Source organism: Prevotella falsenii DSM 22864 = JCM 15124 (assembly GCF_000613945.1).
In the GTDB taxonomy this organism is placed as follows: Bacteria; Bacteroidota; Bacteroidia; order Bacteroidales; family Bacteroidaceae; genus Prevotella; species Prevotella falsenii.
Genome location: NZ_BAJY01000023.1, coordinates 1 through 26283 on the forward strand (window position 1 = coordinate 1; position 26283 = coordinate 26283).

A 26283-nucleotide genomic window follows, 5' to 3' on the forward strand; every position below is an offset into this window, starting at 1 on the left:
TGCCTACTTTCCTGACACCGAAGAAAAATTGTGTTGGATACAAGGAACGTGGCAAATCACGCCCCTACGTATAAGCAATAGTTTTAGCTAAAAACACCTGTTGTTTTGTAAAGATAATTTCTTTAAAAAGTGATAATTTCGATTTGGCATTGCGAAAGCGTAGGTTTTGCGACGCAAAACCTACGCTTTTACCGTGCAAAACCTACGGTTTGGAATGCAAAACAATAGGTTTTGCAAAGCGTTGATAACGAGATGGTTACACAATAGATATTCTTGCGAAAAATATTTACACTTTTATCGTCTTTTTTTGCCTATATTTAATTCTTTTTTGCCCATATATAATAAGGTGTATAGAGGCAGTGGTGTCGTGGCAAAACGGCTCTGTTTAGTTGGAAGAACCAAATAATGTGATAGCATTTTGCTGATTATCGGCAGACCCGATGCACGGCTTTCTCTCTTGTGAACCTATACAACAAAAACGATGCGGAGGCTCTGTATTCTTATTGCAGAGCCTTCGCATTGTTTTCATATCGTTTTTCTTTTACTTTACCGGTACGTTTCTGTGGGCAAACTTGCTGCCTACAATTGTTTTTATATCGTTTTTCTTTTACTTTACCGGTACATTTCTGTGGGCAAACTTGCTGCCTATAATTGTTTTCATATTGTTTTTCTTTTACTTTACCGGTACGTTTCTGTGGGCAAACTTTCTGCCTATAATTGTTTTCATATCGTTTTTCTTTTATTTTACCAGTACTTTCTTTCCGTTGTGGATATATATGCCACGTTGGGTTGGGTTGGCTATGCGTTGCCCTGAAAGCGTATAGTAGTAAGGGTCGTTGTTGGCTTTCTGCTCTGCAACGACGTTGTCGATGCCTGTAGAAACAACGTTTACTTTGTTCTTTCCGCCTTCTTTTTCGCTTGATATATTAATAAAGGTGGTTGCCTTTATGTTTTCAATATCAACTGTTTGTGGCGAGCCTGTGCCTACACTGAATACAAAATTCACGATGTCGTTAGAGTTGGTAATGGCAAATTCCTTCACAAACCATTTCTTGCCGTTTGCCGTTTCGGTTGTTGTTACGGCATCGCCGGGCCACGAACCCTTTACGGTTTTGTGTGTTCCGCCCCATACCCAGAAGTTGATGGAAGGGCTGCTGCTTGTCATCTTCGCACTTGCCCATGCGGCATCGGCATCGTCTGCATTCACATATACATTGATGTTGTAAGGCTTGAAGTCGATGATGTTGTAGTTGCGGGTAATGATATTTTTCACAACACCGCCAACGAGCAATCCGGCTTTCAGCACGGTTGTACCCACAGGAATGGTCAGTGCTTGTCCGTTTGCAGCCTTTGTGCTGCTTGCTGTCGGTTCGCTTCCGTCGGTGGTGTACACGATTTGTGCATTCGCATCGTCGCTGATGGCTGTCAGCGTTACACTTTGCTCACCATCGTAAGTACCGCTCGCAAGACTTGCCCATACAAAATCAGCTTTGCTCTTCTCCACGTAGTAAGCCCAGTGGTATCCGCCGGTGAGCTTTATCCATCGGTTTGTGTTGGAGAAACTCTTTGCCGGACCGAGCACGGTAAGCATTTCGCCGTTCGTACCGGTGGTGGTAAAGGCATAGTAGTCGGAGCTGCTGCTGTACTTTACAGCCTTGCTCTCGTTGTTGATGCCCATCAGCTTGCGCACGCTAATCATATTCTTGATGTCGTTTTTGTACGCCTGATAATGTTTCAAGAATATGGTTGGCGTTCCCGGCATGGCGAGAATGTAGGCATTTGCTGCCAATGTATCTTTCCTTATAGGGTCTTGGTGGCTGTTGCCGCCACGGTCTTCGGTGTCGTGGTTCTCTACGAAAGTAACGGCATAGCGTGCATAATTGGGGTCTTTCGCCAAGCCTGTACCGTCGAAAGCACCCCAGTTGCCGTAGTTCACAGCATTGCGAACGGTGTAACGGATAGGGAAGTCGAAAGCAGCACTCGTAGGAACGTTGTCCGATTTGGTGCTTTCAATCCACGCTTTCACCTTGTTTATATCGCCGTCCCAATATTCACCGACAGAAAAATCGGGCTGCGAAGCATCGTTGTAGATTGCCGTGAACTTGCCACCGTAGCCCTTTACCATATCGTAACGGAAGCCTGCATAGCCGAATTTGTCCTTCAGCATCTGCAAGTAAGCCTTTACCGTGTTTTGCACGTTTGCACTGTTGTGGTCGAGGTCGCGCATTCCGGGCCAGTCTTCGCCCGAGTCGATGAAGTCGCTAAGCTGCACGCCTTCCTTTTGGGCTTGCTTTAATGCCTCGCCGCCATCGTCGTTTTTGGCAACATCTTTCGATGTCATGGTGTACGTTACGTTATTGTAAGTTTCGGTCGGGAAGTCGAACCACCCTGCCGTGGTTGCACGGTGGTTGATGACAACATCGGCTATGGTCTTGATGCCGTTGGCTTTGAAAGTGCCGATGAGGCTCAGGAGTTCAGCTTCTGTGCCGAACGAACTGTTGTAATTGCTGAACCAATAGTAGTCGTCGTAGCCCATTGAAGTTGTGTTGCGTGCTTGCGCACTTTGTGGCAACCACACAAGGTCGAAGTAATCGGAAAGTTCTTTTGCCTGCGATTCGAGGTTTGTCCATTTCGTATCCTGATAAGAATCCCAGTAGAAACCTTGCAGCATTACGCCGCCATAATTGGCTTTCCAGCCTTGTGCAAGCATTGTCATGGCAAGACACAAAACTGCAAGCAGAGTTGAGGTACGTTTCATAATGATGATTTGATTTTGTTTTATCCTAATTATTTATGCTTTCGCAAATATACAACTTATTTCCTTTCCCTGCGCTAACTTGATTTATAATAAGTATTAATATAAGCGCAAACGTTTGCAACTTTGTTTTTGAACAAACAAAAAGAGGAGAACGCATCTGCATTCTCCCCTTGGTGTATATACTTTAAAGTATTGTTGAAGTGGACTTACTCTTTGATGAGTTCAGCCTTTGTGTTACCGTCGTAAGAAGGTTTCAGCTTAATGGTGTATGTACCTGCATTGACCTTGATGTTGGCACCGTTGTTTGATGTGAGCTTCGTAAGGTCTGTACCACCCCAGCTAATATCCCATGCACCGTTGGCACGGAACTTCATTTCGCCGTCTTTGAGCGTTATGCTCTTGGCAATCCATTCGTGAGAATCTGCTTCGTAAGTCATAGCAATATCGTTGTCCCAACTACCTGTGGCGTCGCCTATGATACCGATGCTTGTAATAGATGTGAGCTTGTAAGAAAAGGCTTTCAAGTCTACTTCTACCTTATAGAAACCATCAGGTTCGGTCATCGTAATGTTGGCAGCATCGCCTGCTGTGCTGAAGTCCTTACCATAGTTTGTACCGTTCCAGTTTGGTTGTGTACAGAACTTAAATCCTTTCTGGTTGAGGTACATATAGCCGAGATACTTACCATCGAACGCCGGTCCGTGGAGAATATCTGAGTGGTTCCAAGAGTTCGCATCGCCTGCCATGTAGAGGAATTCGGTGAATTGGAGCCCCTTTGGTATTACCACAACATTGATAGTACCGGCATCGATGAGAGCCGCTTGACCGTCTTTTACGGCATTTACATATACGTATGCAACGAACGTGCGTGCTTCAGGACGCTTGCCGTAGTACTTTTCAATCAGTGCTTGCACTTCTTCTGTTGATGCTTTGCCGTCAAGTGTAGTGTTTATAATTGTAGGCGTAGCACCGTCAAACTGCCCATTGATGTTTTCCGGTAAGAGTCCGACACGAGCATTCTGTAAGGTATAACCTTCAGGAAGTTCGGCTGTGGTGAGGGTGAACAAAGGAACTTGTTCGCCAACTGTGCCTAAGTCTTGCGTTGCAACAGCGTTTGCTTTCATACCGGGAATGGTGATAGCATTTTCCTCCGGGTAGGTTTGAGGGTTACCCCAAGGTTCGTATTCGTCGCTGCAAGCCCCGAGAACGAGGCTTACAAGTGCGACTGTGATATATAATGATAATTTTTTCATGACTGTTTTCTAATAATAAGTTGTTATTATTTTATTTCACCGGTTTCGTTTGTGAAGTTCAAGTAGACTCTCTGACCTGCTGTACCGGCAACACGTGGAATTTGGTCGCCACCTGTTCCGCGGTAAGCAATCTTCTTGTCGTAGATGATAAACTCCGATTTCCACCAGTCTGTATCAGGTATCTTCACGCAGATACGTACACCCGGGTCGCCGTCTGTAGGACCACCGGCAACAGTATTGCCAATAGCCGGAGACACGAATTCGCCGTCAGCTGTTGCTGGAACAGTGAACAGGTTTTCCGGAATAAGGTCCCAACCTGCCGATGCTGTACATAAACCTTGTAGGTAAACGTTAGGATTGTTGAAGGTTACGTTGTACTTAATGTCGCGACCTTCTACCGTGCACTCTACAATCATCAGGTACCAGCCTGCCTTAGAAGAACCAATGTTGCCTTTAACGCTGATAATGTCAGAACCTTTTTCGCTTGCAGGGTTAATCGTTATCTTGTCGAAACCAATATCGTTGCCGTTCCACGCCTTGTCGCTGTTGAACTTAACACCGGCACTTTCGCCTTGGCCATCAATGTAAACAAGATGCCAAAAAATGTGCGGTGCACCGTGAACAGGTGTCATTTCCAATGCGCTGTCCCATGACCACTTGTTGAAGTTACCAACAAGGAAGAGTTTTTCAGGTGTGCTCACAGGAGGAAGAGAGAAGACTAAATACACCTTATTCAATGTAATGACGTTCGATGTAATTGATGTTCCTTCTATTTCTCTACCATCGGCAGTTGTCTGAACAGCCTTTACACGAATGTAAACAGGGGCTGTAAAAGGGAATTGATGCTCGCTCATACCCTTTGCAACGTGCAGGTCGGTAAGCAAGCTTGCCAATTCCGCAGCGTTTACTTCCATCTTGGCAGTTGTGAAAGTTGTTCCCATGGCTTTTACGTCCGACATATCGGCATCGGTTGCAACCTCCACCGTGTATTTTGTAACGGCAGGGTAGCCATAGTCAGGTTGTGAGCATGTAAGCTCGATACTTTGAGAACTTGCCAAATCGTAAACACCATTCGCTGCAAGGGCAGGTGTGTTTAGGTGGAAAGTAGTTGGCGTCTTTACTACTGGATTTTCGTCGTTGTCATCGCTGCAGGCTGTAAAGAAGCAAACAGTGCAAAGAAGCAGCAATGCTGACTTTAATATCTTTGTCATAATTCTTGTCTTTTTGGTTGTGAAAGTTGAGGAGTTGCCTCCTCAACTTGAATAATCTTAATAACCGGAATTCTGTTTCAAGTTCGTATTTACGATGATGTCGCTGTTCGGAATAGCAAAGATGTTGCGTGTTGCAGCAAAGTTGCGTCCGTTGAGTTCGCCACCTTTCCAAGCCCAGTTGTAGTTTACATTACCACCAAACTTGTTGAAACGAACCAAATCTACACGGCGACGGCCTTCGAAGTAGAACTCTTTGCACCACTCATTGAGAATGTCGTTGAGTGTGTAAGCTCCTGAAGTTCTCGGTTGAGCGTGAGCACGAAGGTGAAGTTTGTTGATGAGGTCTGTACCTTCAGCAGTAGTCTGACCGCCATTCAAGCGAGCAGTAGCTTCTGCATAAGTAAGATAAGCCTCTGCGACACGGAACAAGAAGAAGTCGGTGTCGGCATAACGGAGGTCTTTTGCAGCTGCCCCTGTTGAGTAGAAGTTGTTGTATTTAACTACTGCGAATCCCTTTGTAAATACCGAAAGGTCTTTTGATGTCTCTTGTGTAATCGTTCTGTCTACACCGTCGAACAATGCGCGGTCGTCGCCTGCTTCCGTAGGCATGACAGCTCCGGTAACCGAAGGAGCATTGTTGTTAGGGAAAAACTTGTCGATAAGGTCCTTGCGAGCACGAACACCCGCCCAGTTTGCATTGTCGTAAAGATTTCCACCGGGTGTACCGTTGCTGTTTACAGTCGCAGCCTTGTCGTAGCAAGCATTAATCAAGAATACCGTACCACCGTAAGCAGCGGTGCGCTTACCATCTTGGAGGATTGGGAAGACAGCTTCAACTGATGCGCCGTTTTCGCCATTATCGCCCATAAAGAGTTGTTGATAAGCAGTCCAGCCATTCGTTGTTGCACCTGTATATAGCTGATAAGGTGAATTGATTACCTTATTAGCATAGTCGGCAGCCTTCTGCCATTGTGGTGTACCGGTATAAACCTCAGCGTTCAGATAGAGACGAGAGAGCAACATCCAAACTGCAGCCTTGTCTACGCGGCCATAGTTAGCATCGGTAGATCTCTTTGCCCTTGGCTCCATCAAGTCGTTTTCGATCTCCAAAAGTTCCTTTTCAACATAGTCATATATCTGCTTACGCGAATATTGCGGAGCAGCTTTGGCAGATACTTGTTCCGTAAATGGAATATTGCCGAATGCGTCCATCAATAAGTAGTAGTCGAGTGCACGGATAAAGCGCACCTCTGCTGTCTTCTGCTTGTCCAAATTACCGAAGTTGTTGATGTATTGGTTGCAGATGGTAACACCAAAGTAAAGGCGATAGTAGAAGCCTTTGAGCATTGGGTGAGAGCTGCCAAAGGTATCGAAGTTGAACTCTGTAATACCTTCATCTTGTGTCCAGCTGCAAATAGCTTCGTCGGTAGTAAGTTCGTTAGAGTTGAACAACTGTCTGATGAAACCGGTTGTTCCTCCATCAAGACCGTCAATATCGCAATCGCCGTCAGGACCACTGTTGCCTGCCAATGCAAAGTTTGCATAGCATTTGTTGAACAAATGATTTGGATTTATCTCTGTTTGAAGGTTTGGGTCGATTGGCTTTACGTCCAAATCCTTTACACAAGAAGTGATGCTCAATGTAAGCAGTAATGCTGCTACAGGAGCTAATTTCTTAATAATATATTGTTTCATTGTTATTGACTTTTAGGATAGAATTAGAAATTTAAGTTCAGACCTACAATGAATGACATTGGACGAGGATAGAGGTTATTATCAATACCGCCAAATACTTCAGGGTCTATACCTTTATACTTTGTAAGTGTGAGAATGTTTGTAGCAGTACCGTAAATACGTCCGCTCAAGCCATGCCAGCCGCCGGTCTTGAATAGGTCAGCAAAGCTATAACCCAATGTAACGTTATCGAGTTTCAAGAATGACGCATTCTGCACCCAACGGTCTGAAAGAATTGCTGTGGTGTGGCTTGTTTGCCAGTTGTCTTTAACTGATGCTGTTGGACGGTTTGACAGGAATTCAGATGATGCCCAGATAGCAGCAGGAGAAACGTTAGCTTGTCCGGCCATCAAATCGTTGAACACATAGTTGCCGAGACTTGCACGGAGAGAGAAACCGAAGTCCCAACCCTTGTACTCTAAACGAGAAGCAAGACCCATTATTACAGGTGCCATCGGACTTTTGTAGAAGTACTTGTCGGCTTCTGTGATTTGTCCATCAGCATTTCTGTCTACTACTGCACCTTCGATTGCCTTACCGTCTTTGTCGTAAATCTGTTGATAAACGTAGAATGAAGAAGCCGGGTGTCCTACTGCGTGTGCTTGCGCATTGCCACCGGTACCTGCTGAGATACCGCCCGTTGGAACAAAGAAATTAGTTCCCTTGCCACCTGTAAGGTCGGTAATTTCGTTCTTGTTGTATGTGAAGTTATAGTCGATAGTCCAATACCAGTCCTTAGTTTCGATGGCTCTCCAACGGAATGCTGCTTCAACACCGGTGTTCTTTAATGAACCAATGTTAGAAGGAACTTGGTTGCGGAAGTTAGAACCTGCAGGAACGGTTACTGTGTTCAAAAGGTCTGTGGTCTTACGATAGTACCAGTCGATGCTACCGGTGAGGCGTTGGTTGAAGATGCCCCAATCGAGACCAACGTTGTAAGTTGTGGTTGTTTCCCAAGTTAAATCCTTATTTACAGCCTGTGGACGAACAACAGTTCCACCGTCAAGCAATGGATAGTAGTTGTTTGTGCCGGTACCCGTCTGATAAATGTCGAAGTAGTTGTAGTCGCCGATACCTTCCTGCTGACCTGTCATACCCCAGCCTAAGCGGAGTTTCAAGTCACTCAACCACTTAATATCGCGGAACTTGTTCTCGTCTTTTACCTTCCAAGCGAATGCAAATGAAGGGAAGTAAGCCCAGTGCTCTTGGAAACGTGATGCACCGTCGGCACGGAACGTAGCCGTAACGTAGTAACGGTCCATCAAACTCCAGTTGGCACGACCGAAGAATGATACGAGGAAGTTTTCAGTTGGATATACATAGTCTTCCAAAATGCCGTCGCCGTTATAGTCCTTACCGCTATCTCTATAGATTTGACCGGCTTTTGAGTTGGTAGAAGGATAATATTGTATTGCACGGCTCTTGTCCTTCTTCCAGAAATGTTGCCACTCGTAACCTGCCATAATGTCGAAATGGTTCTTCGCAGCGTCCTTAAAGTCGTGATAGTACTGTGCGTATGCGTTGAAAGTGAGGTTGCGCTTCAACTGTTTGCTCCAACCGTTGTAGCCATAATAAGGAGCCAATGGAGAAGATGGTGCGATGTCTGTGTCCTGCTGACCTTGTGCGATGTCGGCACCGGCAGTAACGTGCAAGCGCAAATCTTCAAATCCGTGCACCTTATAGTCGAACTCTGCATTTGCGATAACGTCGCGGCTGCGAGAGCGGTCGTTCTTTAAATTCAAGATAGCCATCGGGTTCTTTGTTGCCAAAGAGTTAAAAGTAGATGGCCATGTTGGGTCTTCGCTTGCAGCAAGACCTACGCCACGCCATGCGTGATAGTAGCCAAAGTTAGCTGCGTCGGGTGAATCGTAATCGTAAATGCTTTGAGTTGGGTCGTAAGAAACGGCTGCACCAATAGCTGCACCATCGGCAAAACGGTTCTTTGCGAACATACCTTTCACATTGAAATTCATGTTCAAGTGGTCGTTCATGAGCGATGGATTTAAGTTTACAGCAGCTGTGTAACGCTCGAAACTTGAGGTTTTCACGATACCTTGGTTGTTGGTGTAACCTGCTGAAATGCGGAAAGGCATAGAGTTCGCACTGTTACCAACCGATCCGGTCAAAGTTACGCTGTGGTCTTGTGCCCACGCTGTACGATAAATTTCGTTCTGCCAGTCGGTGTTAGCCTTGCCAAGTGCAGCCACTTGCTTGCTGCCTGCACCAAACATATCGGTAACAAATTTGCGATATTCGTCGCCATTCATTACGTCAATGGTCTTTTTCTTAACACTTGCAGTTACGCTACCGGCGTATGAAACAGAGAGAGGCTGATTGACGCGTCCTTTCTTTGTGGTGATGATGATGACACCGTTAGAACCGCGCGAACCGTAGATAGCTGTTGCAGAAGCATCTTTCAAGACGTTGAAGCTTTCAATGTCTTGTGGGTTTACCATAGAAAGAGGGTTGGGCATACCTTTCACACCCGTGTTATCCAATGCCACACCGTCGATAACGATAAGCGGAGCGTTAGATGCGTTCAATGAAGAACCGCCACGAATACGAATTTGTGCACCACCACCGGGGGTACCGCCATCGCTTGTTACATTCACACCGGCCATCTTACCTTGCATCATGTCCTGTGCGTTTACTACAAGACCTTTGTTCTTTGCGTCCGGTTTCATTGCGAGAACCGAACCTGTAAGGTCGCTCTTCTTCACAGCACCGTAACCGATGACCACTACTTCCTGCATTTGTTGCGCACCGTCCGGCTGGAGAATAACTACCATACCATCTTTTGCAGCTACTTGTTGCTTTACGTAACCAATGTAGGAAATTGTTAGTTGAGTACCCGGTGCCACATTAATTTCAAAGTTTCCGTCGAAATCAGTCTGCACGCCGTTGGTGGTTCCTGTAACAAGAACCGATGCGCTGATAACCGGTTCGCCGGAAGCATCTTTTACAAGACCTTTGATAGTCGATTGTGCAAAGGCACTGATAGACAGGAATAGACCTAAAACAAGTGTCGTTATCCTGACAGGGAATTTGCTTTTTACCTGCTTCATCTTTTTATTGCTAAAGTTATTAATATTGAGTAAATTGTTATCTCTTTTATAGATTTATGTGATGTCCGCCTTTCTTTATATAAAGCTTATCAGTGCAAAGATAGGTCGATAATTCCATATTAGTACTTTTTATTCATTAAAAAACGTTAATTAAAATGCGCAAACGTTTGCGCTAATAATGCGATAAATAAATTCTTGACTTGCATCAACGTTAGTGTAAAAATGTGTATTTTTGCCATTAGGAATAACAAAAACAGAAATCATACTTACAGAATTATGATAAAAAGTGGAAGTGTTACGATGAAAGATATTGCACGGGAACTCGGTGTTTCTGTTGCCACTGTTTCGCGTGCATTAAAGGACAGTCCACGCATTTCTGCTGAAAAGAAAGAAGAAATAAAGCGTTATGCCCGTGAACACAACTTCACACCGAATATCATAGCCGAAGCATTGCGCAAAAGCAAAGTGCAACCGTTGAAAGTGATTGGCGTAATTGTGCCGCAGTTTACGCATTTTTACTTTTCTTCCATATTGGCAGGAATAGAAGAAGAGGCATCTGCGCGTGGCTATCAGCTATTGGTTGCACAAAGCGGAGAACGCTATGAGCGAGAAGTTGAGATATGCAAATCGTTCTACGAGAATAAAGTTTGCGGCGTAATCGTATCGCAAGCGAAGGATACAGCCAAGTACGACCACTTCCAATTCCTTATCGACCGGCATGTTCCGCTTGTATTCTACGACCGTGTGAGTACAGGTGTAAATGCCAGCCGCGTGGTTATCGACGACTATATGGGGGCACTCGCAGCCGTGAACCACCTTATTAATACCGGCTGTAAACGCATTGCCTACTATGGTGTGTCGTTGAATTTGGAAATCGGAAAGAACCGTTATAATGGTTATCGCGATGCTTTGCTGAAGCATGGTATACAGCCCGACGAGCAACTCATTCGTATGTGCGACAACCGCAGCGATGCAGAGTCCATCACTCCCGACCTTATGAGCGTCTCAAATCCGCCCGATGCTTTTTTCGCTGTAAACGACGACACTGCCATTGGCATTCTCTATTCGTGCAAGCGAATGGGTTTGCGTATTCCCGAAGATGTGTCGATTTGCGGTTTCACCAATTGCGAACGTGCCATAGCGTGCGACCCGATGCTGACAACGGTAGAGCAGCGTGGCGTGCGTGTGGGCGAAGAAGCTGCAAACATACTTATAAATAAGGTGGAAGGCGTACTTCCCAACGACTCTATCGAGAAGCGTGTGGTGCGCACAAGGCTCATCGTTCGAGGCACAACACGATAACGACAAGATATAAATCAACAACAAATAAACTGCAACTCACACACTTTCAACTATGAATAAAGAATTAAAAACCCGCCCCGACAAAAGTTTCTGGCAACTATGGAACCTTAGTTTTGGGTTCTTTGGCGTGCAAATAGCTTACGCACTGCAAAGCGCAAACATCTCGCGTATATTCGGAACATTGGGTGCCGACCCGCACAGCCTGAGCTATTTCTGGATTTTACCCCCGCTGATGGGCATTATTGTGCAACCGATTGTAGGAACGTTGTCCGACAAAACATGGACGCGCTTCGGTCGTCGTATACCTTATTTATTTATAGGAGCTACCGTTGCTGTTCTCGTAATGTGCCTTTTGCCAAATGCCGGTTCGTTCGGTATGGCTGTTTCCACGGCGATGGTGTTCGGCTTAATCGCTCTGATGTTCCTCGATACAAGCATCAATATGGCAATGCAGCCTTTCAAAATGCTTGTGGGCGACGAAGTAAACGAAAAGCAAAAGGCTTTGGCTTACTCCATTCAGAGTTTTCTTTGCAATGCCGGTTCGTTAGCGGGCTACGTGTTCCCATTCTTCTTTACCGCCATCGGTATTGCCAACGAAGCCCCCAAAGGTGTAATCCCCGACTCTGTGATTTATTCGTTCTACATTGGTGCAGCCATTCTTATTCTGTGTGTACTCTACACTACGGCAAAGGTAAAGGAGATGCCACCGAAGGAATATGCCGAATATCACAACTTGAAAGAAACCGACAACGAATCGAAATCCAACTGGATACACCTCTTGAAGAATGCACCTGCCACTTTCTGGAAAGTGGGATTGGTACAGTTCTTCTCTTGGTTTGCCTTTATGTATATGTGGACCTACACCAACGGAACAGTAGCTGCCAACTGCTGGGGGGTAGACATGACAGCTGCCAATGCTACTGCTACTTTGAGCTATCAGGAAGCCGGCAACTGGGTGGGCATACTCTTTGCCGTGCAAGCCATAGGCTCGGTGGTCTGGGCAATGGTGTTGCCGATGTTCAAAAACCGCAAGTTGGCTTATAGTCTTTCGCTCGTTTTGGGCGGTATAGGTTTTGTAATGACTTCTTTCGTTCACGACCAATACGTTATGTTCCTTCCGTTCCTGCTCATCGGTTGCGCTTGGGCAGCTATACTTGCCATGCCTTTCACCTTTGTTACCAATGCGCTTGAAGGCTACGGACACATGGGTGCTTACCTTGGTTTGTTCAACGGAACCATCTGCATACCACAGATTATTGCAGCAGCCCTTGGCGGTGTCATCTTGCACCTCGTAGGCTCTGTGCAAAGCAATATGATGATTGTGGCAGGCGTAGCCCTTGTTGCCGGCGCACTGTCGGTAACGATTATCAAGGACGTAAATAAACATTAAGCCACTATACAATATATATTAGACAATCTCGCTTGCATAAGTAGAGATAACAACACAGCCTGCGCCAAGAGCGCAGGCTGTGTTGTTGAAGGGCGGAGCCTTGGCTGAATACCTATTATCTCTACAATCTTTCAAACTCACTTTATTTTACCAACCTCTCATTAATTCGTGAAAACCTTCTCTTGAACATCAATATTTTTTATATCTTTGCATCTATGAAAATCTGTTAGCCTAAATTCCGATTGGCTGTTCAGACCTTATACCACACGAGTTTACCTTTATAAAAGCAGTTACACTGTGTAAAATAAATAATAAAACTATGATAAATATACCTCCCGGATTAAAAGAAGCAATCGAAGCTGACGATTTAGTACTATTCATTGGTGCCGGTTTATCTTGGAACTTAAAAAACACGAACAATGAATCTCTCGAAGGTTGGGACAAAATGGTTAAATCTATAACTTCTCATCTGAATGAGAAAGGGCATATCACAGCTGAACTAAAACAATCTTGCGATGCATTAGAGCCGATAAAAGCTCTTGAAAAATTAGAAACTGAAAGAATAAATAGAGGACAAGTTGGCGAATTTGTCAAGCACTATTTTACATTGGGAAAGGAGAACGATTTGTCTTTTCAGCAGAAGCTTTTCAGCCTATCAACAAAGATTATTACTACCAACTATGATAGAGCTTTTGAGAAAGCCATTCCTGAACTTCAAGAAACAAAAGCATATAAGAGTAAAGATTATGAGTTAAACAGACTGAAGAAAGACCCCATCTTTTTATTTAAATTGCATGGTTGCATAGAACATTTAGATTCTATGGTCTTATTTCCGTCAGATTATGATAAACTTTATAAGAGCAAAGGACGAGAGGCAGAACATGCCTTATATGCTTTGAGAAATCTCATATTCAATAAAACCTTCCTTTTTATTGGAACAGGTTTGGGCGATCCTCAGATCAATGGTATTTTTAAGGAAATCAAAAGGGTTCAAGGTATCTACGACCAAGAGCACTATATCATAACTGATAAGCCGTTAGAGAAATCTCTTAATTTCCTAACTTCCATTGAAGTTGCTTCTTATACAGAAATTCCAAAGGTTATAGACCAACTTATAAAAGTTAAGCAGGATGCAGAAGCAAAGAAAAGTTCTCAAGAGAAGGTGCTTTCCGACCTACTTAAAGAGTCTGAAAAAGAAATTGATTCTCTTACGAAGAGACTTTCAAAAGTACAGAATGAGAATGAAAGACAACTACTCCTTTTAGAGAGAGAGGCAAACAATCACTTCAACAATGGATTAAAGTATCATTTGAATGGGGAATACTCAGACGCTTCAGAAGAGTATAAGGCAGCGACGGAATTAAAACCTAAAAGTCATGAAGCATATAACAATTGGGGAAATGCTTTAAGCGATCTTGCACAGACAAGGTCTAGTATTGAAGCTGAAGAACTATACAAAGCAGCCTTTAAAAAATATGAACAGGCAACACAGATTAACCCAGACCTCAATGAGGCATATTACAATTGGGGAAATGCTTTAAGTGCTTTGGCACAGATAAAGTCTGGTATTAAAGCTGAAGCACTATACAAAAAATCCTTTGAAAAGTATCATCGGGCAATAGAGGTTAAGCCAGACTTCCATGAGGCATATAATAATTGGGGAAATGCTTTATATGTTCTGGCACAGGCAAAATCCGTTAGCGAAGCTGAAGACCTATACAACAAAGCCTTTGAAAAGTATCAACAAGCGATTGAGAAAGGAGGTCGTTCCTATAATTTGGCTTGTCTTTATGCCATAAGAAACAAGAAAGAAGAAGCACTGGAGTATTTGGAGCGTTCTCTTTCAAGACATGATGTCTCTGTGGAAATGGTGGAGAAAGATAAAGATTGGAACGGACTTCGTGATGATCCGGACTTTAAGCGTATTCTCTCTAATACGAAGGGATAGTAGCAAAGCTATTCAAGAAAACCTGTTGCAGAGCAGAAAGAGAGGCGAAGCTTACATTATAATCGGTAGGGATAATGAGTTTTTGCCTCTTTAATTGGCGGACATGACCAAAAGGTTGGACTTGATAGGGCTGTTTGATATTTCACTAATAAAAAATAAGAGTTGGTTTTCACTATGAAAATCGACTCTTAGTTTTTATCTCTTTCGGTAAATTTTATGAAATTCACGTTACTTTTAAGGGCGGAAAAAGTGCTATAATTCTGTAGATATTTTTCGCAAACATATCTGTTGCGTAACCATCTCGTTATCAACGTTTTGCAAAATCTATTGTTTTGCATTCCAAAACCGTAGGTTTTGCACGGTAAAAGCGTAGGTTTTGCGTCGCAAAACCTACGCTTTCGCAACGCCAAATCGAAATTATCATTTTTCGTTAGAATTATCTTTACAATATCAGGGCTGTTTTCGGGATTTGCCTTCAATAAGAAAACGAATATCGAGCTGCACAATATTTTTCAGTCGAACCTAACGTTTGTGTTCTTTCCGAAGCATAGTAAGTAGCGTTTCCGAACTTTTTATGTTGGATATACATAGTACGGAAAATAGTTCAAAGTTATGCTTTCTTTTTGTTTTTCTGAATTACTTTTATTACCTTTGCGCAAAGTTCGTAACGAGAAGTTTGGTTATTGCCGTTCGATAGCAAGCCGTGATTGGTCTATGGAGAAAAGCGTGCTGTTCCGTTTGGGTAGAAGCAGTAGAAACATATTGGCAGTTGTTGTCTTGTTTTTGGCAACAACAGTTTCGTTACGGGCACAAACAAACGGGCAAACTACCGAACGCCATTTCTATAATTGGGCTTTGGGCATAGGCCACAATGCGGCAGATTCTTCGCGATGGCGAAGTGCGAATGTCGGTATTCTTGCTGCTACCGACACCCTGCACGGCTTTCAGATAGGTGGAATCAGCAGTATTGCACACCATCAGATGAAGGGTGTGAACATCGGGGGACTGTTTGCTGCCGGTGGTGGGCGCATCGATGGCTTGCAAGCGGCTTTTGGTATGAATACCTTAGGTGGCGAAATGCGCGGCATGCAGTTAGCCGGTATCTCCAACGTGGCTCGACATATACACGGCGTTCAGCTGTCGGGATTTGCAAATATCGTAGGGACACCTTTCCGCGGATTGCAGTTGAGTGCTTTCACAAATATTGCAATGGGCATAAAAGCAGGTGTGCAGATAGGCGGTATAGCCAATATCACATCGAAAACAATGCGCGGTTTGCAGTTGGGCACTTATAATTACGCCGACACATTGCGGGGTGCGCAGATAGGATTGGTAAATATTGCACTGCAACAGCCGAAGGGTTTGCAGCTCGGTATTATCAATTACAGTCGCGATACACTGACGCACAAAATAGGATTGATAAACATCAGTCCGCAAACAGAGATTGATGTTTTGGCTTATTGGGGCAACTACGCTCTTGTAAATATGGCTTTGCGTTTCAGAAACCGGAACACCTATTCGCTGTTATCGGTAGGTACGCGTTATATGGGCTTCACCGACGAGCTTTCGGGTGCAGTGTCTTACCGTTTGGGGCGTTACCTGAACTTATCACCGAGATGGTTGTTGAGCGGCGATATAGGTTTTGCGCATATAGAAACCTTTGAGAAAGAAACGTCCGATAAGCCGCACCGGCTGTACTCGCTGCAAGGGCGTGTAAACTTAGACTACCATATTAATAAGAAGCTGGGGGTATTCGTGTCAGCGGGGTGGGGCACTACGCACTACTACGGACATAACGAGCATTACAGAAACAAGCTGCTTTTGGAAGCAGGAATCGTAATGCGGTTTAAACCGGAGAATACACAATCGTACGGCGGAACTACCGGAACTACCGAACGTAGTATGGCAGAACGGTATAAAATGTTGATGGAAAACGATTCCACTTTGCACATTCATAATCTTCAGTTTGCCTATAACGACCCTAAAGAACAGCGAAAACGTCCTTGGAAGGCATCCGCCGAAGCAACCGCCGTAAACGTTTTGGTGCACTGCGTAGACAGGTTTGTTTTTCGCTACGACTTTGCAAAAGTAAACTTTAAGAGCATACACAACAACTTTAAAAATGGATTTGTGTGGGACAACGACAAGTTTTCTACCAACTTGTTTGCACACCCTTACCATGGCAGTCTGTACTATAATTCGGCACGTGGCAACGGTTTGTCGTTTTGGGAGTCGGCACCCTACGCCTTGGGCGGTTCGCTCATGTGGGAATTTATGGGTGAAGTAGAACCGCCTGCCATTAACGACGTTCTTGCCACGACGGTGGGTGGAATATGTTTTGGCGAAATATCGCACCGCATTTCGCACCTGTTGCTGAACGACAGAAGTAGGGGCTTCCGCCGTTTTCTCAGAGAGTTTGGTGCTGCAATCATCAACCCTATGGGCGGCTTTAATCGAATTGTAACGGGAAAAGCATGGCATGTGAAGAACGAATATTACAAGTATCACGATTATGAAACATTGCCGATAGACCTCTCCATCTCGCTTGGCGGTCGCTATCTGGCTGATAACGGAGCGATGTTCCGTGGCGACTACAACTCGTTTTTTAACATCTTCTTGGAATATGGCGACCCTCTGAACAGAGCAACCGGCAAGCCTTACGATTTCTTTTCTATGGAACTGTCGTTGGGATTGGGCGGTAATCAGCCGTTTGTGAATGGTATTCATATTTTGGGACGTTTGTGGGGCGCACCTGTATTTACGGGTACGAACCTTAAAGCGCAGGTTGGTATCTTCCAACACTTCAACTACTACGATTCCGACCCTGTGAAAGAAGGCAGCAAGCAAACTCCTTATCGCATTTCAGAAGCTGCTAGTTTTGGACCGGGCGTAGTGATTTCGTTTCTCAATATGGGTGGACTTGCGAAGTTGGAACAGCGCGTTTTCCTTTCGGGAATATTGTTGGGAGGCACGAAAAGCGATTATTATAATGTTATCGACCGCGACTATAATATGGGTTCGGGCTTCTCGGTGAAGACGAAAACCTTTATGGAGTTTCATAATTTTGGGCGTTTCGTTATGCACGCAGCCTTCTATCATATCTACACACGGAAAGGATACGACAAGGAAAAACTTGCAACAACCAACCCTTTGTATCTGAATGCGCAGGGCGATAAGGGCAATGCCGACTTGCTTGTGTTAAATCCAATATGGGAATTCGACTTCAACAAACGTATGAGTGTTGTGCTTTCCGGCTCTTATTATATAAGGAACACACGTTACGCTTATTATAATAATGTGCACGCTGAAACGTTTGAAGTGAAAATGGGCGTCGCTTATCATTTCTAAACTAACCATCAATATAGTTGCCGGTTAATTCTCTTTGAAACGCTAAACTGTGTTAATAATAATTAATACTAACACTTTCGCACTGTTATGCGTTTTGTAGCTAATAAAAAATGAGTAATTTTGCAGACCGATTATTTCGAGGGTGAACTTAGAGCCCTCAGCACGTTGTGTGTTAATAGTGTTGCTTTTGGCCGAGCTGCATGGTTAGTGAATCCGACGGGCAAGAATTAAAAACGTTTTTAGTAGTAAAATTTTAAAATTAAAAATGAACACTTTAAGTTATAAGACTATTTCCGTAAACAAGGAAACAGCTAAGAAAGAGTGGGTGGTAGTAGACGCTACCGACCAGATTGTGGGTCGTTTCTGCTCTAAAGTTGCTAAGTTGCTTCGCGGAAAATACAAGCCAACTTTTACTCCGCACGTTGATTGTGGAGACAATGTAATCATTATCAATGCTGAGAAGATTAAGTTTACAGGCAACAAGGAAACCGATAAGGTTTACACTCACTATACTGGTTACCCGGGTGGACAGCGTTTCAACACACCGGCACAACTTCGCACAAAGAAGAATGGTGTAGAGAAGATGGTGCGCCACGCAGTAAAGGGTATGTTGCCAAAGGGTATCCTCGGTCGTCATTTGCTTGACAACCTTTATGTAATTGAAGGTACAGAGTTGAAAGGACTTGAGGCACAGAAGCCAAAGTCAATAGACATTAACCAGTATAAATAATTAGGCGAAAAAGATGGAAGTAATAAACACAATTGGACGCCGCAAGAGCGCCGTTGCTCGTATTTACCTCTCAGAAGGTACAGGCAAGATTACAATCAACAAAAAAGATATTACTGAATATTTCCCATCAGCTATTTTGCAGTACGTTGTAAAACAACCATTGCAGTTGCTCGGTGTAGAAGGTCAGTACGATATTAAGGTAAATCTCTACGGTGGTGGCTTTACCGGTCAGAGTCAGGCACTCCGCCTCGCTATTGCACGCGCACTTGTTGAGATTAATCCTGAAGATAAGAAGAACTTGAAAGACCACGGATTCCTGACACGCGATAGCCGTGCGGTTGAGCGTAAGAAGCCGGGACAGCCAAAGGCACGTGCTCACTTCCAGTTCAGCAAGCGTTAATCACACTGCTTTATATGCTGTGGAACGTCGGCAGAAGGTTTGCTTTGCGTTTCCGGCAGTATTGAATTGCGCTTGAGTTTAGTATCTAAATCGGTGAGATTTCAAATCGGGGACTACTCACAGGTTGATTCTAACAAGCCGGGCGAAGCTCATTCGCCAAGAAAGAATTAAAAAGAAAGTAAACAAAACAAAAAGGAAAAAAGACTATGTCAAGAACAAATTTTGACCAATTATTGCAGGCAGGTTGTCATTTCGGACACCTCCATCGTAAGTGGAACCCGGCTATGAAGCATATATCTATATGGAACGCAATGGTATCCACATCATCGATCTTCATAAAACCGTTGCTAAGATAGACGAAGCTGCTGAGGCTCTCAAGGGCATCGCTAAGAGCGGAAAGAAGATTTTGTTCGTTGCTACTAAAAAACAGTCTAAGGACGTTGTTGCTGAAAAGGCTGCATCGGTTAATATGCCATACGTAAACGAGCGTTGGGCAGGTGGTATGCTTACCAACTTCCCTACTATTCGTAAGGCAATTAAGAAAATGACGAACATCGATAGATTGATGAACGATGGTACATTCTCTAATCTCTCAAAGCGCGAAATTCTTCAGATTTCACGTCAGCGTGCTAAGCTTGAGAAGAACCTTGGTTCTATTGCAGACCTTACTCGTTTGCCTTCAGCACTCTTTGTCATCGACGTAATGAAAGAGCATATTGCTGTTAAGGAAGCTAATCGTTTGGGTATTCCGGTGTTCGGTATCGTTGATACAAACTCTGATCCAAGGAATATCGATTACGTTATTCCTGCTAACGATGATGCAAAGGACTCGGTAGAAGTTATTCTTGGTGCTTGCTGCGCTGCCATTGCAGAAGGTCTTGAAGAGCGTAAGGCTGAAAAGGCTGATGAAAAAGCTGCTGCAGAACAGGCTGAGGAAGCTGCTGAAGCAAAACCAAAGCGTGCTGCACGCAAGGCTGCTGCCGAAGAAGCACCTGCTAATGAGGAAGAAACATCTGCTAACGAGGAAGAAGCACCCGCTGCAGAATAATTTTTAGACAATATAAAATGGGCGTTGGTGAACGCTTATGGGTTTAATAATAATCCATTAACGCTCCTCAACGCCCACATTTTTTAACCATAAATTGAAAGGAAAAGAGAAAAATGGCTGTATCAATTGAAGATATTAAGAAGCTACGTGCCATGACCGGCGCAGGTCTTGCTGACGTTAAGAATGCACTCAACGAGGCTGAAGGCGATTTTGATAAAGCAAAAGAAATACTTCGCGAGCGTGGATTGGCTATTGCTGCCAAGCGTTCAGACCGTGAAACTTCAAATGGTTGCGTGCTCGTAAAGGCTGTTGATGGCTTTGCTGCAATGGTAGCTGTAAAATGCGAAACCGACTTTGTTGCTAACGGTAAGGACTTCATCGCTATGGTACAAGAAATTCTTGACGCCGCAGTTGCTGCAAAAGCTAAGTCTCTCGATGAGGTTAAGGCTTTGAAGTTGGCTAACGGTGAAGATGCTGCTACAACAGTTCAGCAGCGTTCCGGCATCACAGGCGAGAAGATGGAACTCGATGGTTACAATTTCATCGAGGGCGAAAACCTCTCTGTTTACGACCATATGGCAAAGCACACACTTGCAACTATCGTTCAGCTCAACAAGAACAATGAAGAAGCTGCACACAAAGTAGCTATGCAGGTTGCTGCCATGAAGCCGGTAGCTTTGGACGAAGCTTCTGTTCCGCAAGAAGTTAAGGACGAGGAATACAAGGTTGCTATCCAGAAAACAAAGGAAGAACAAGTTGAGAAAGCTGTTGTAGCTGCTATCAAGAAAGCAGGTATTAACCCGAACTTGGTTGATAGCGACGACCACATCGAGTCTAATATCAACAAGGGCTGGCTTACACGTGAAGACGCTGACAAGGCTATCGAAATCAGAAAGACTGTAAGTGCTGAAAAGGCTGCTAACTTGAACGAGAATATGATAGAGAATATCGCTAAGGGTCGTCTCAATAAATTCTTCAAGGACAACTGTCTTGTAGACCAAGAGTTCCAATTTGCAGAAGGCGACAAAATCAATGTTGCCGACTGGTTGAAGAGCCAAGACAAAGACCTTGCAGTGGTTGCTTACAAGCGTTTCACACTCTCTGCCGAATAAGCAATAATATGTAGAAGTAACACTTCTATAAATATATAGAAAAGGAATCCAAGAGGTTTTTACTCTTCGGATTCCTTTTTTCGTATCCGTGAGTCTGTTCTTTGTTTCTATCAACAATGTTTCTTTGTGATGGTAGAAATATAATAAAGCGCATCGTATATTGAAATTTTTCTAAGCGTAAGAATGATTTACCCGCTACTTTGCTTCCCCTCCCATTCCTTGTTTTATAGTTGGAAAGGAAGCGGAAAAGCTGTAAATATTTTTCGCAAGTGTAACTATCGTGTAATCTGTTTATTATCAATGCGTTGCAAAACCTATTGTTTGGCATTCCAAAAGCGTAGGTTTTGCACGGTAAAAGCGTAGGTTTTGCGTTGCAAAACAGCCGCTTTCGCAACGCAGAAACGAAATTGTTACTTTTTAACGGAATTATATTTACAAAACCAAGGCACTTTTTAAAGAAATCAACCTTAAACGAATGGGAGAGAAGTACCCTGCTAAGAGCTTTTTTAAACTGTTTTCTTGCAAGTTTTCAAAGAAAATTTTGTGATGGGATATATAAGGTAAAAGAAGCATGCGCGTATGTATTTTTTATCCTATTAATGTTCGGTTACGAAAAATTTATGTAAGTTTGCAAAATGAATAGATGCCTATCGGTGCGCCAATGCTTTGCACTTAGTTTATTGTATATAAGTTAAAAAATCGCAAACGAATTAGAAATGAAGATATTTGCAATAGGAATGAACTATTCCGAGCACAATAAATCGCTACACGGAACGTTAAGTAAGACAGAACAACCTGTGGTATTCTTGAAGGCTGACTCGTCGTTATTGAAGGACAGCAAACCTTTCTTTATTCCCGATGACTTAGGACGAATAGAGTACGAAACCGAATTGGTGGTGCGCATTTGTCGTTTAGGAAAGACCATTCCTGAGCGATTTGCCCACCGTTACTATGATGCCGTAACGGTTGGAATCGACTTTACAGCGCGCGATTTACAGAAGAAACTAAAAGAACAAGGACTGCCTTGGGAACTTTCAAAGAGTTTCGATGGTGCTGCAGCGTTAGGCAGCTGGGTGGATAAAGAAAAGTTTTTGGACATTCAGCGTATTCATTTCCACCTCGACATCAACGGTAAGACGGTGCAGGAAGGCTGTACAAGCGATATGCTTTATAAGGTAGACGAGCTTATCAGCTACATCAGTAGATACTTCACGCTGAAGACGGGCGACATAATTTATACAGGTTGCCCTGCCGGTTGTGCTCCCGTGGCTATAAACGACCACTTGGAAGGTTATGTTGAGGATAGGAAAGTCCTCGACTTTAATTGTAAATAACGATGTTGGAGACCTGCTTTCCAACCTTAAACGACGACACGAATGAAATGTAAAATATTAGGTTTTTTGCTTTTGTTGCTCGCTGTTTCGGCGCACGCACAAAAACAACGTTTCTTCAATCTTACGGTTGAAGATGTTACGATAGACTCTTTACTTCCACATTTCACCTATGCCATTCCTATCGGTGAAAACTATGCGGACTCCGTTTATCAGTTGGAAATACGCTATCCGGAGTTCCTTGACATGAGTGCCACCGATGTTGCGCGTTACAATGCTTTGTCCGGTGCACCGCTCCCGACTTTGCCCGAGATACAACAGCAAATGGTAGTGGAGCGCAAAAAAGGCATTCTTGAGTTTTCGCTTGTCCCCATTGTGGAGCGCAATGGCAAGAAACAGTTCTTGGTTAGCTTTATGATTGCACTCACTTCAAAGCCTCGTAATGCCCGCCAAGTTCGTGCCAATCACCCTGCACCGGCCGAAAGTACACCGCTTTATGCTGCCCATTCCGTGCTGTCGTCGGGCAAATGGGCTAAAATTCGCGTACCTGCCAATGGCATTTACAACCTTACTGCCGATGTGGTGCGCCGTGCCGGCTTCTCCGATTTAAGCAAAGTGCGCATTTATGGATATGGTGGTAATTTGCAAAACGAAAAAATATCGTCGGTTTATTTGAAGGAGTTTGACGATTTAAAGGAAGTTCCAAGCTGCCTTATTGGTGGCAAACGCCTCTTTTATGGCCGTGGACCGGTAAGTTGGGAAAGCAATACGGCAGCAGTACGCACCCGTAACCACTATTCCGACTATGGTTATTACTTCATAACCGAAAGCGCAGAAGCACCTTTGACAATAGATGCCGATGCCTTTCTCTCGTCGGTATATCCAACCGCTGACGACTATCATAGCCTGCACGAAATAGAGAATTACAGTTGGTTTCCGGGTGGACGACGCTTCTTCGAGAACACTCCAATCCCGGTTGGGAACTCGCATACCTACACTTTAGCCAATGCAGCGAAAGCCGCCAATGGTACACTTGCTATCGGAGTATCGGCCGGAAAGGGACGAACAACCGTGCAAATAGAAGTGAATGGCGAGAAGAAAGAAGAACTGAGAATGTCTACCGGCGAGTTCGACTTTGGTGCAGAGGTAGAGAGAAGATACGCACTGACAGGGTTGCGCGATGTGGATTCTGTTAAGATAACCACGCTTTCAGGAGGTCCGACACGTTTGGACTATTTATCAATGACCTACGACACGCCTCGTTCTGCTCCGAATTTGGCAGAAGGAACCTTCCCTGTTCCTGAATACGTGCATAACATTACCAACCAAGACTTGCACAGCCACACTCCCGTAGACCTTGTTATTATTATCCCAACCGGTCAAAAACTGCTGAAGCAAGCACAGCGTTTGGCAGCTTTCCACGAACAACACGACGGAATGAAGGTGCGCATTGTGCCTGCCGATGAAATATTTAACGAGTTTTCGAGTGGCACTCCCGACGCTATGGCGTATCGCCGTTACATGAAAATGCTATACGACCGTGCTGCTACCGAAGCCGAAATACCGAAGTCGCTCTTGCTCTTTGGCGACTGTGTGTGGGACAATCGTATGGTAACACCCGAATGTAGGAATTTCAATGTTGATGATTACCTGCTCGCTTACGAAAGCGACAACTCTTTCAGCCTGACCGATTGCTACATAAACGATGGCTGGTACACGCTTATGGACGAGGGTGAAGGCGTTAATCCTACCAATATCGACAAGGAAGACCTTGGTGTTGGGCGATTTCCTGTTACCACGGTTGTCGATGCGCAGACCGTTGTAGACAAGACCATCAACTATGCAAGCAACAAGAATGCCGGCGATTGGCAGAACGTTATTATGTTTATGGGAGACGATGGAAACGACAATCTCCACATGCGCGACGTAAACTATACTGCCGAAACCATTATGACGGCCTATCCAAACTATTTGGTAAAGAAGGTTATGTGGGACGCTTATACCCGCGTTGGCACCTCTACAGGCTTTACATATCCCGAAGTAAGCTCTGTCATAAAGCAACAACAGGCACAAGGTGCACTCATTATGGACTATGCCGGGCATGGTTCTGAAATACAAATATCGCACGAAGCTGTCTTGCGCATTACCGATTTTACAAACTTTACCAATGCCAACCTTCCGCTTTGGATAACTGCCAGCTGCGACATTATGCCTTTCGATGGAACAATAGCCACCATCGGAGAAGAAGCAATGTTGAATAAAAAGGGTGGCTCTGTCGCTTTTTGGGGAACTACCCGAACCGTATATGCAAGTTATAACAAACACATAAACACTGCTTTCTTGAAGCATGTGCTGAGCTTTAAAGATGGTAAGCCTATCACACTCGGCGAAGCACAACGCTTGGCGAAGATAGATATGATAAATACAGGGCAAGACCAAACACGCAATAAGCTGCAATATTCCTTGTTGGGCGACCCTGCCTTGTCGCTTAATCTGCCCACCTTAAACGTTGTTATCGACACCATTAACGGCACAGTCGTGAACAATGAAAACCAAATAATACTGAAAGGAGGCTCTATTGCCACTGTGAAAGGACATATAGAGAAGGACTCTGAAAAGGTGAAGAGCTTTAACGGACTGATGTGGGCAACCGTGCGCGACACCCGAGAGCTGATAACTTGCAAGGAGCAAGAAGAGACTTCGAGCACCGCCTTTACCTATTACGACCGCCAAAAAGTGCTGTACAATGGTTCAGACAGTGTTCGCAATGGCGAGTTTAGTTTTACTTTTGCTGTTCCCCGCGACCTTAATTATGCCAATGGTAGCGGTCTTATAAATGTCTATGCAGTAAATAACGACCATACTTTATTGGCGAATGGCGCAGAAGACAAGTTCAGTATTAACGGCTCAGAGCAGGTAAGCAACGATTCCATAGGTCCTTCCATCTATTGTTATCTCAACACACCGTCGTTTGTAAACGGTGGCAAGGTGAACAGCACACCTTATTTTATAGCGCAAGTTACCGATGCCAATGGCATCAATGCAGCGGGCAACGGAGTCGGGCACGATATGCAACTTATCATCGATGGCGATATGATGCGCACTTACAACCTTAACGATAACTTCCGTTTTGATTTTGGTAGCTACACGAAAGGTTCCACTTTCTTCAGCATTCCTGAGCTGTCAGAGGGTCGCCATCAGCTGAAGTTCCGTGTTTGGGACATTCTTAACAATGTCTCTACTGCCACTCTCGACTTTACGGTAGATAAGGGAATGGCTCCTGAGATACAAGATGTGAGCTGCACAAACAATCCTGCCAAGACCGAAACAACGTTCATTGTAACCCACAATTATGTTGGTTCCAATGTAGACATAGAGTTAGAAGTGCTTGACATGTCGGGTCGTTTGTTGTGGCGACACAACGAAAACGGAGTATCAACGGGCAATGCCTACACCGTGAACTGGGATTTAACCGTTAATTCGGGTGCACGTTTACAAACGGGTGTTTACCTTTATCGTGTCCGTTTAAGCTGTGGCGGTGCCGTGAAAGAGTCGAAAGCAAAGAAACTCATTATTATAAACAATAAATAAGACTTTCTGTACGTTTGTGTTTTAATTATGTTCTTAAGCAATTGGCTTCGGACTATTATGCA

The 26283-nt window shown here is 44.3% G+C and carries 14 protein-coding genes and 1 pseudogene; 10 read left to right on the forward strand and 5 right to left on the reverse strand.

The window, feature by feature from the left end; genetic code table 11:
* Positions 1–739 precede the first annotated feature (739 nt).
* The 5 genes from JCM15124_RS08865 to JCM15124_RS08885 form a co-directional block, all read right to left on the reverse strand.
* Positions 740–2758 carry an alpha-amylase family glycosyl hydrolase gene (locus tag JCM15124_RS08865; RefSeq protein WP_024999142.1) on the reverse strand — a complete coding sequence of 673 codons (2019 nt, stop codon included), beginning with the start codon at positions 2756–2758 and terminating at the stop codon, positions 740–742.
* 206 nt (positions 2759–2964) lie between these two features.
* A complete protein-coding gene (locus JCM15124_RS08870; protein WP_024999143.1) occupies positions 2965–4011 on the reverse strand; it encodes an Outer membrane protein SusF domain-containing protein in 1047 nt (348 codons plus the stop codon).
* Positions 4012–4037: 26 nt separating this feature from the next.
* Entirely contained in the window at positions 4038–5222 is a 1185-nt protein-coding gene (locus JCM15124_RS08875; RefSeq protein WP_024999144.1) for a SusF/SusE family carbohydrate-binding protein, read from the reverse strand.
* Positions 5223–5279: 57 nt separating this feature from the next.
* Positions 5280–6917 carry a RagB/SusD family nutrient uptake outer membrane protein gene (locus tag JCM15124_RS08880; RefSeq protein WP_024999145.1) on the reverse strand — a complete coding sequence of 546 codons (1638 nt, stop codon included), beginning with the start codon at positions 6915–6917 and terminating at the stop codon, positions 5280–5282.
* 23 nt (positions 6918–6940) lie between these two features.
* Entirely contained in the window at positions 6941–10021 is a 3081-nt protein-coding gene (locus JCM15124_RS08885) for a SusC/RagA family TonB-linked outer membrane protein (RefSeq protein WP_024999146.1), read from the reverse strand.
* A 276-nt stretch (positions 10022–10297) separates the two neighbouring features.
* Here JCM15124_RS08885 and JCM15124_RS08890 point away from each other — a divergent pair, with 276 nt between their 5' ends.
* From JCM15124_RS08890 to porU, 10 genes and pseudogenes are all read left to right on the forward strand, one after another.
* Positions 10298–11323: a LacI family DNA-binding transcriptional regulator gene (locus JCM15124_RS08890; protein WP_024999147.1), complete on the forward strand. Its 1026-nt coding sequence runs from the start codon at positions 10298–10300 to the stop codon at positions 11321–11323.
* Positions 11324–11375: 52 nt separating this feature from the next.
* Positions 11376–12713, forward strand: a complete 1338-nt coding sequence (locus tag JCM15124_RS08895; protein WP_024999148.1) for an SLC45 family MFS transporter — start codon at positions 11376–11378, stop codon at positions 12711–12713.
* Between the two features lie 319 nt (positions 12714–13032).
* Positions 13033–14661 (forward strand): SIR2 family protein, encoded by a 1629-nt coding sequence (locus JCM15124_RS08900; protein ID WP_024999149.1) that lies wholly within the window; start codon positions 13033–13035, stop codon positions 14659–14661.
* Positions 14662–15375: 714 nt separating this feature from the next.
* Positions 15376–18009 (forward strand): DUF3943 domain-containing protein, encoded by a 2634-nt coding sequence (locus JCM15124_RS08910; protein WP_024999150.1) that lies wholly within the window; start codon positions 15376–15378, stop codon positions 18007–18009.
* A gap of 265 nt (positions 18010–18274) precedes the next feature.
* Positions 18275–18739, forward strand: a complete 465-nt coding sequence (rplM, locus tag JCM15124_RS08915) for a 50S ribosomal protein L13 (protein ID WP_024999151.1) — start codon at positions 18275–18277, stop codon at positions 18737–18739.
* Positions 18740–18752: 13 nt separating this feature from the next.
* Positions 18753–19139 carry a 30S ribosomal protein S9 gene (gene rpsI / locus JCM15124_RS08920; RefSeq protein ID WP_004367320.1) on the forward strand — a complete coding sequence of 129 codons (387 nt, stop codon included), beginning with the start codon at positions 18753–18755 and terminating at the stop codon, positions 19137–19139.
* Positions 19140–19345: 206 nt separating this feature from the next.
* Positions 19346–20187, forward strand: a pseudogene (gene rpsB / locus JCM15124_RS08925) (30S ribosomal protein S2).
* A gap of 113 nt (positions 20188–20300) precedes the next feature.
* Positions 20301–21299 (forward strand): translation elongation factor Ts, encoded by a 999-nt coding sequence (gene tsf, locus JCM15124_RS08930; protein ID WP_024999153.1) that lies wholly within the window; start codon positions 20301–20303, stop codon positions 21297–21299.
* Positions 21300–22015: 716 nt separating this feature from the next.
* The gene (locus JCM15124_RS08940) at positions 22016–22633 is read left to right on the forward strand and encodes a fumarylacetoacetate hydrolase family protein (protein WP_024999155.1); all 618 of its coding nucleotides are present in this window, start codon (positions 22016–22018) and stop codon (positions 22631–22633) included.
* Between the two features lie 42 nt (positions 22634–22675).
* A complete protein-coding gene (gene porU, locus JCM15124_RS08945; RefSeq protein ID WP_024999156.1) occupies positions 22676–26221 on the forward strand; it encodes a type IX secretion system sortase PorU in 3546 nt (1181 codons plus the stop codon).
* The last annotated feature ends 62 nt before the right edge of the window (positions 26222–26283 follow it).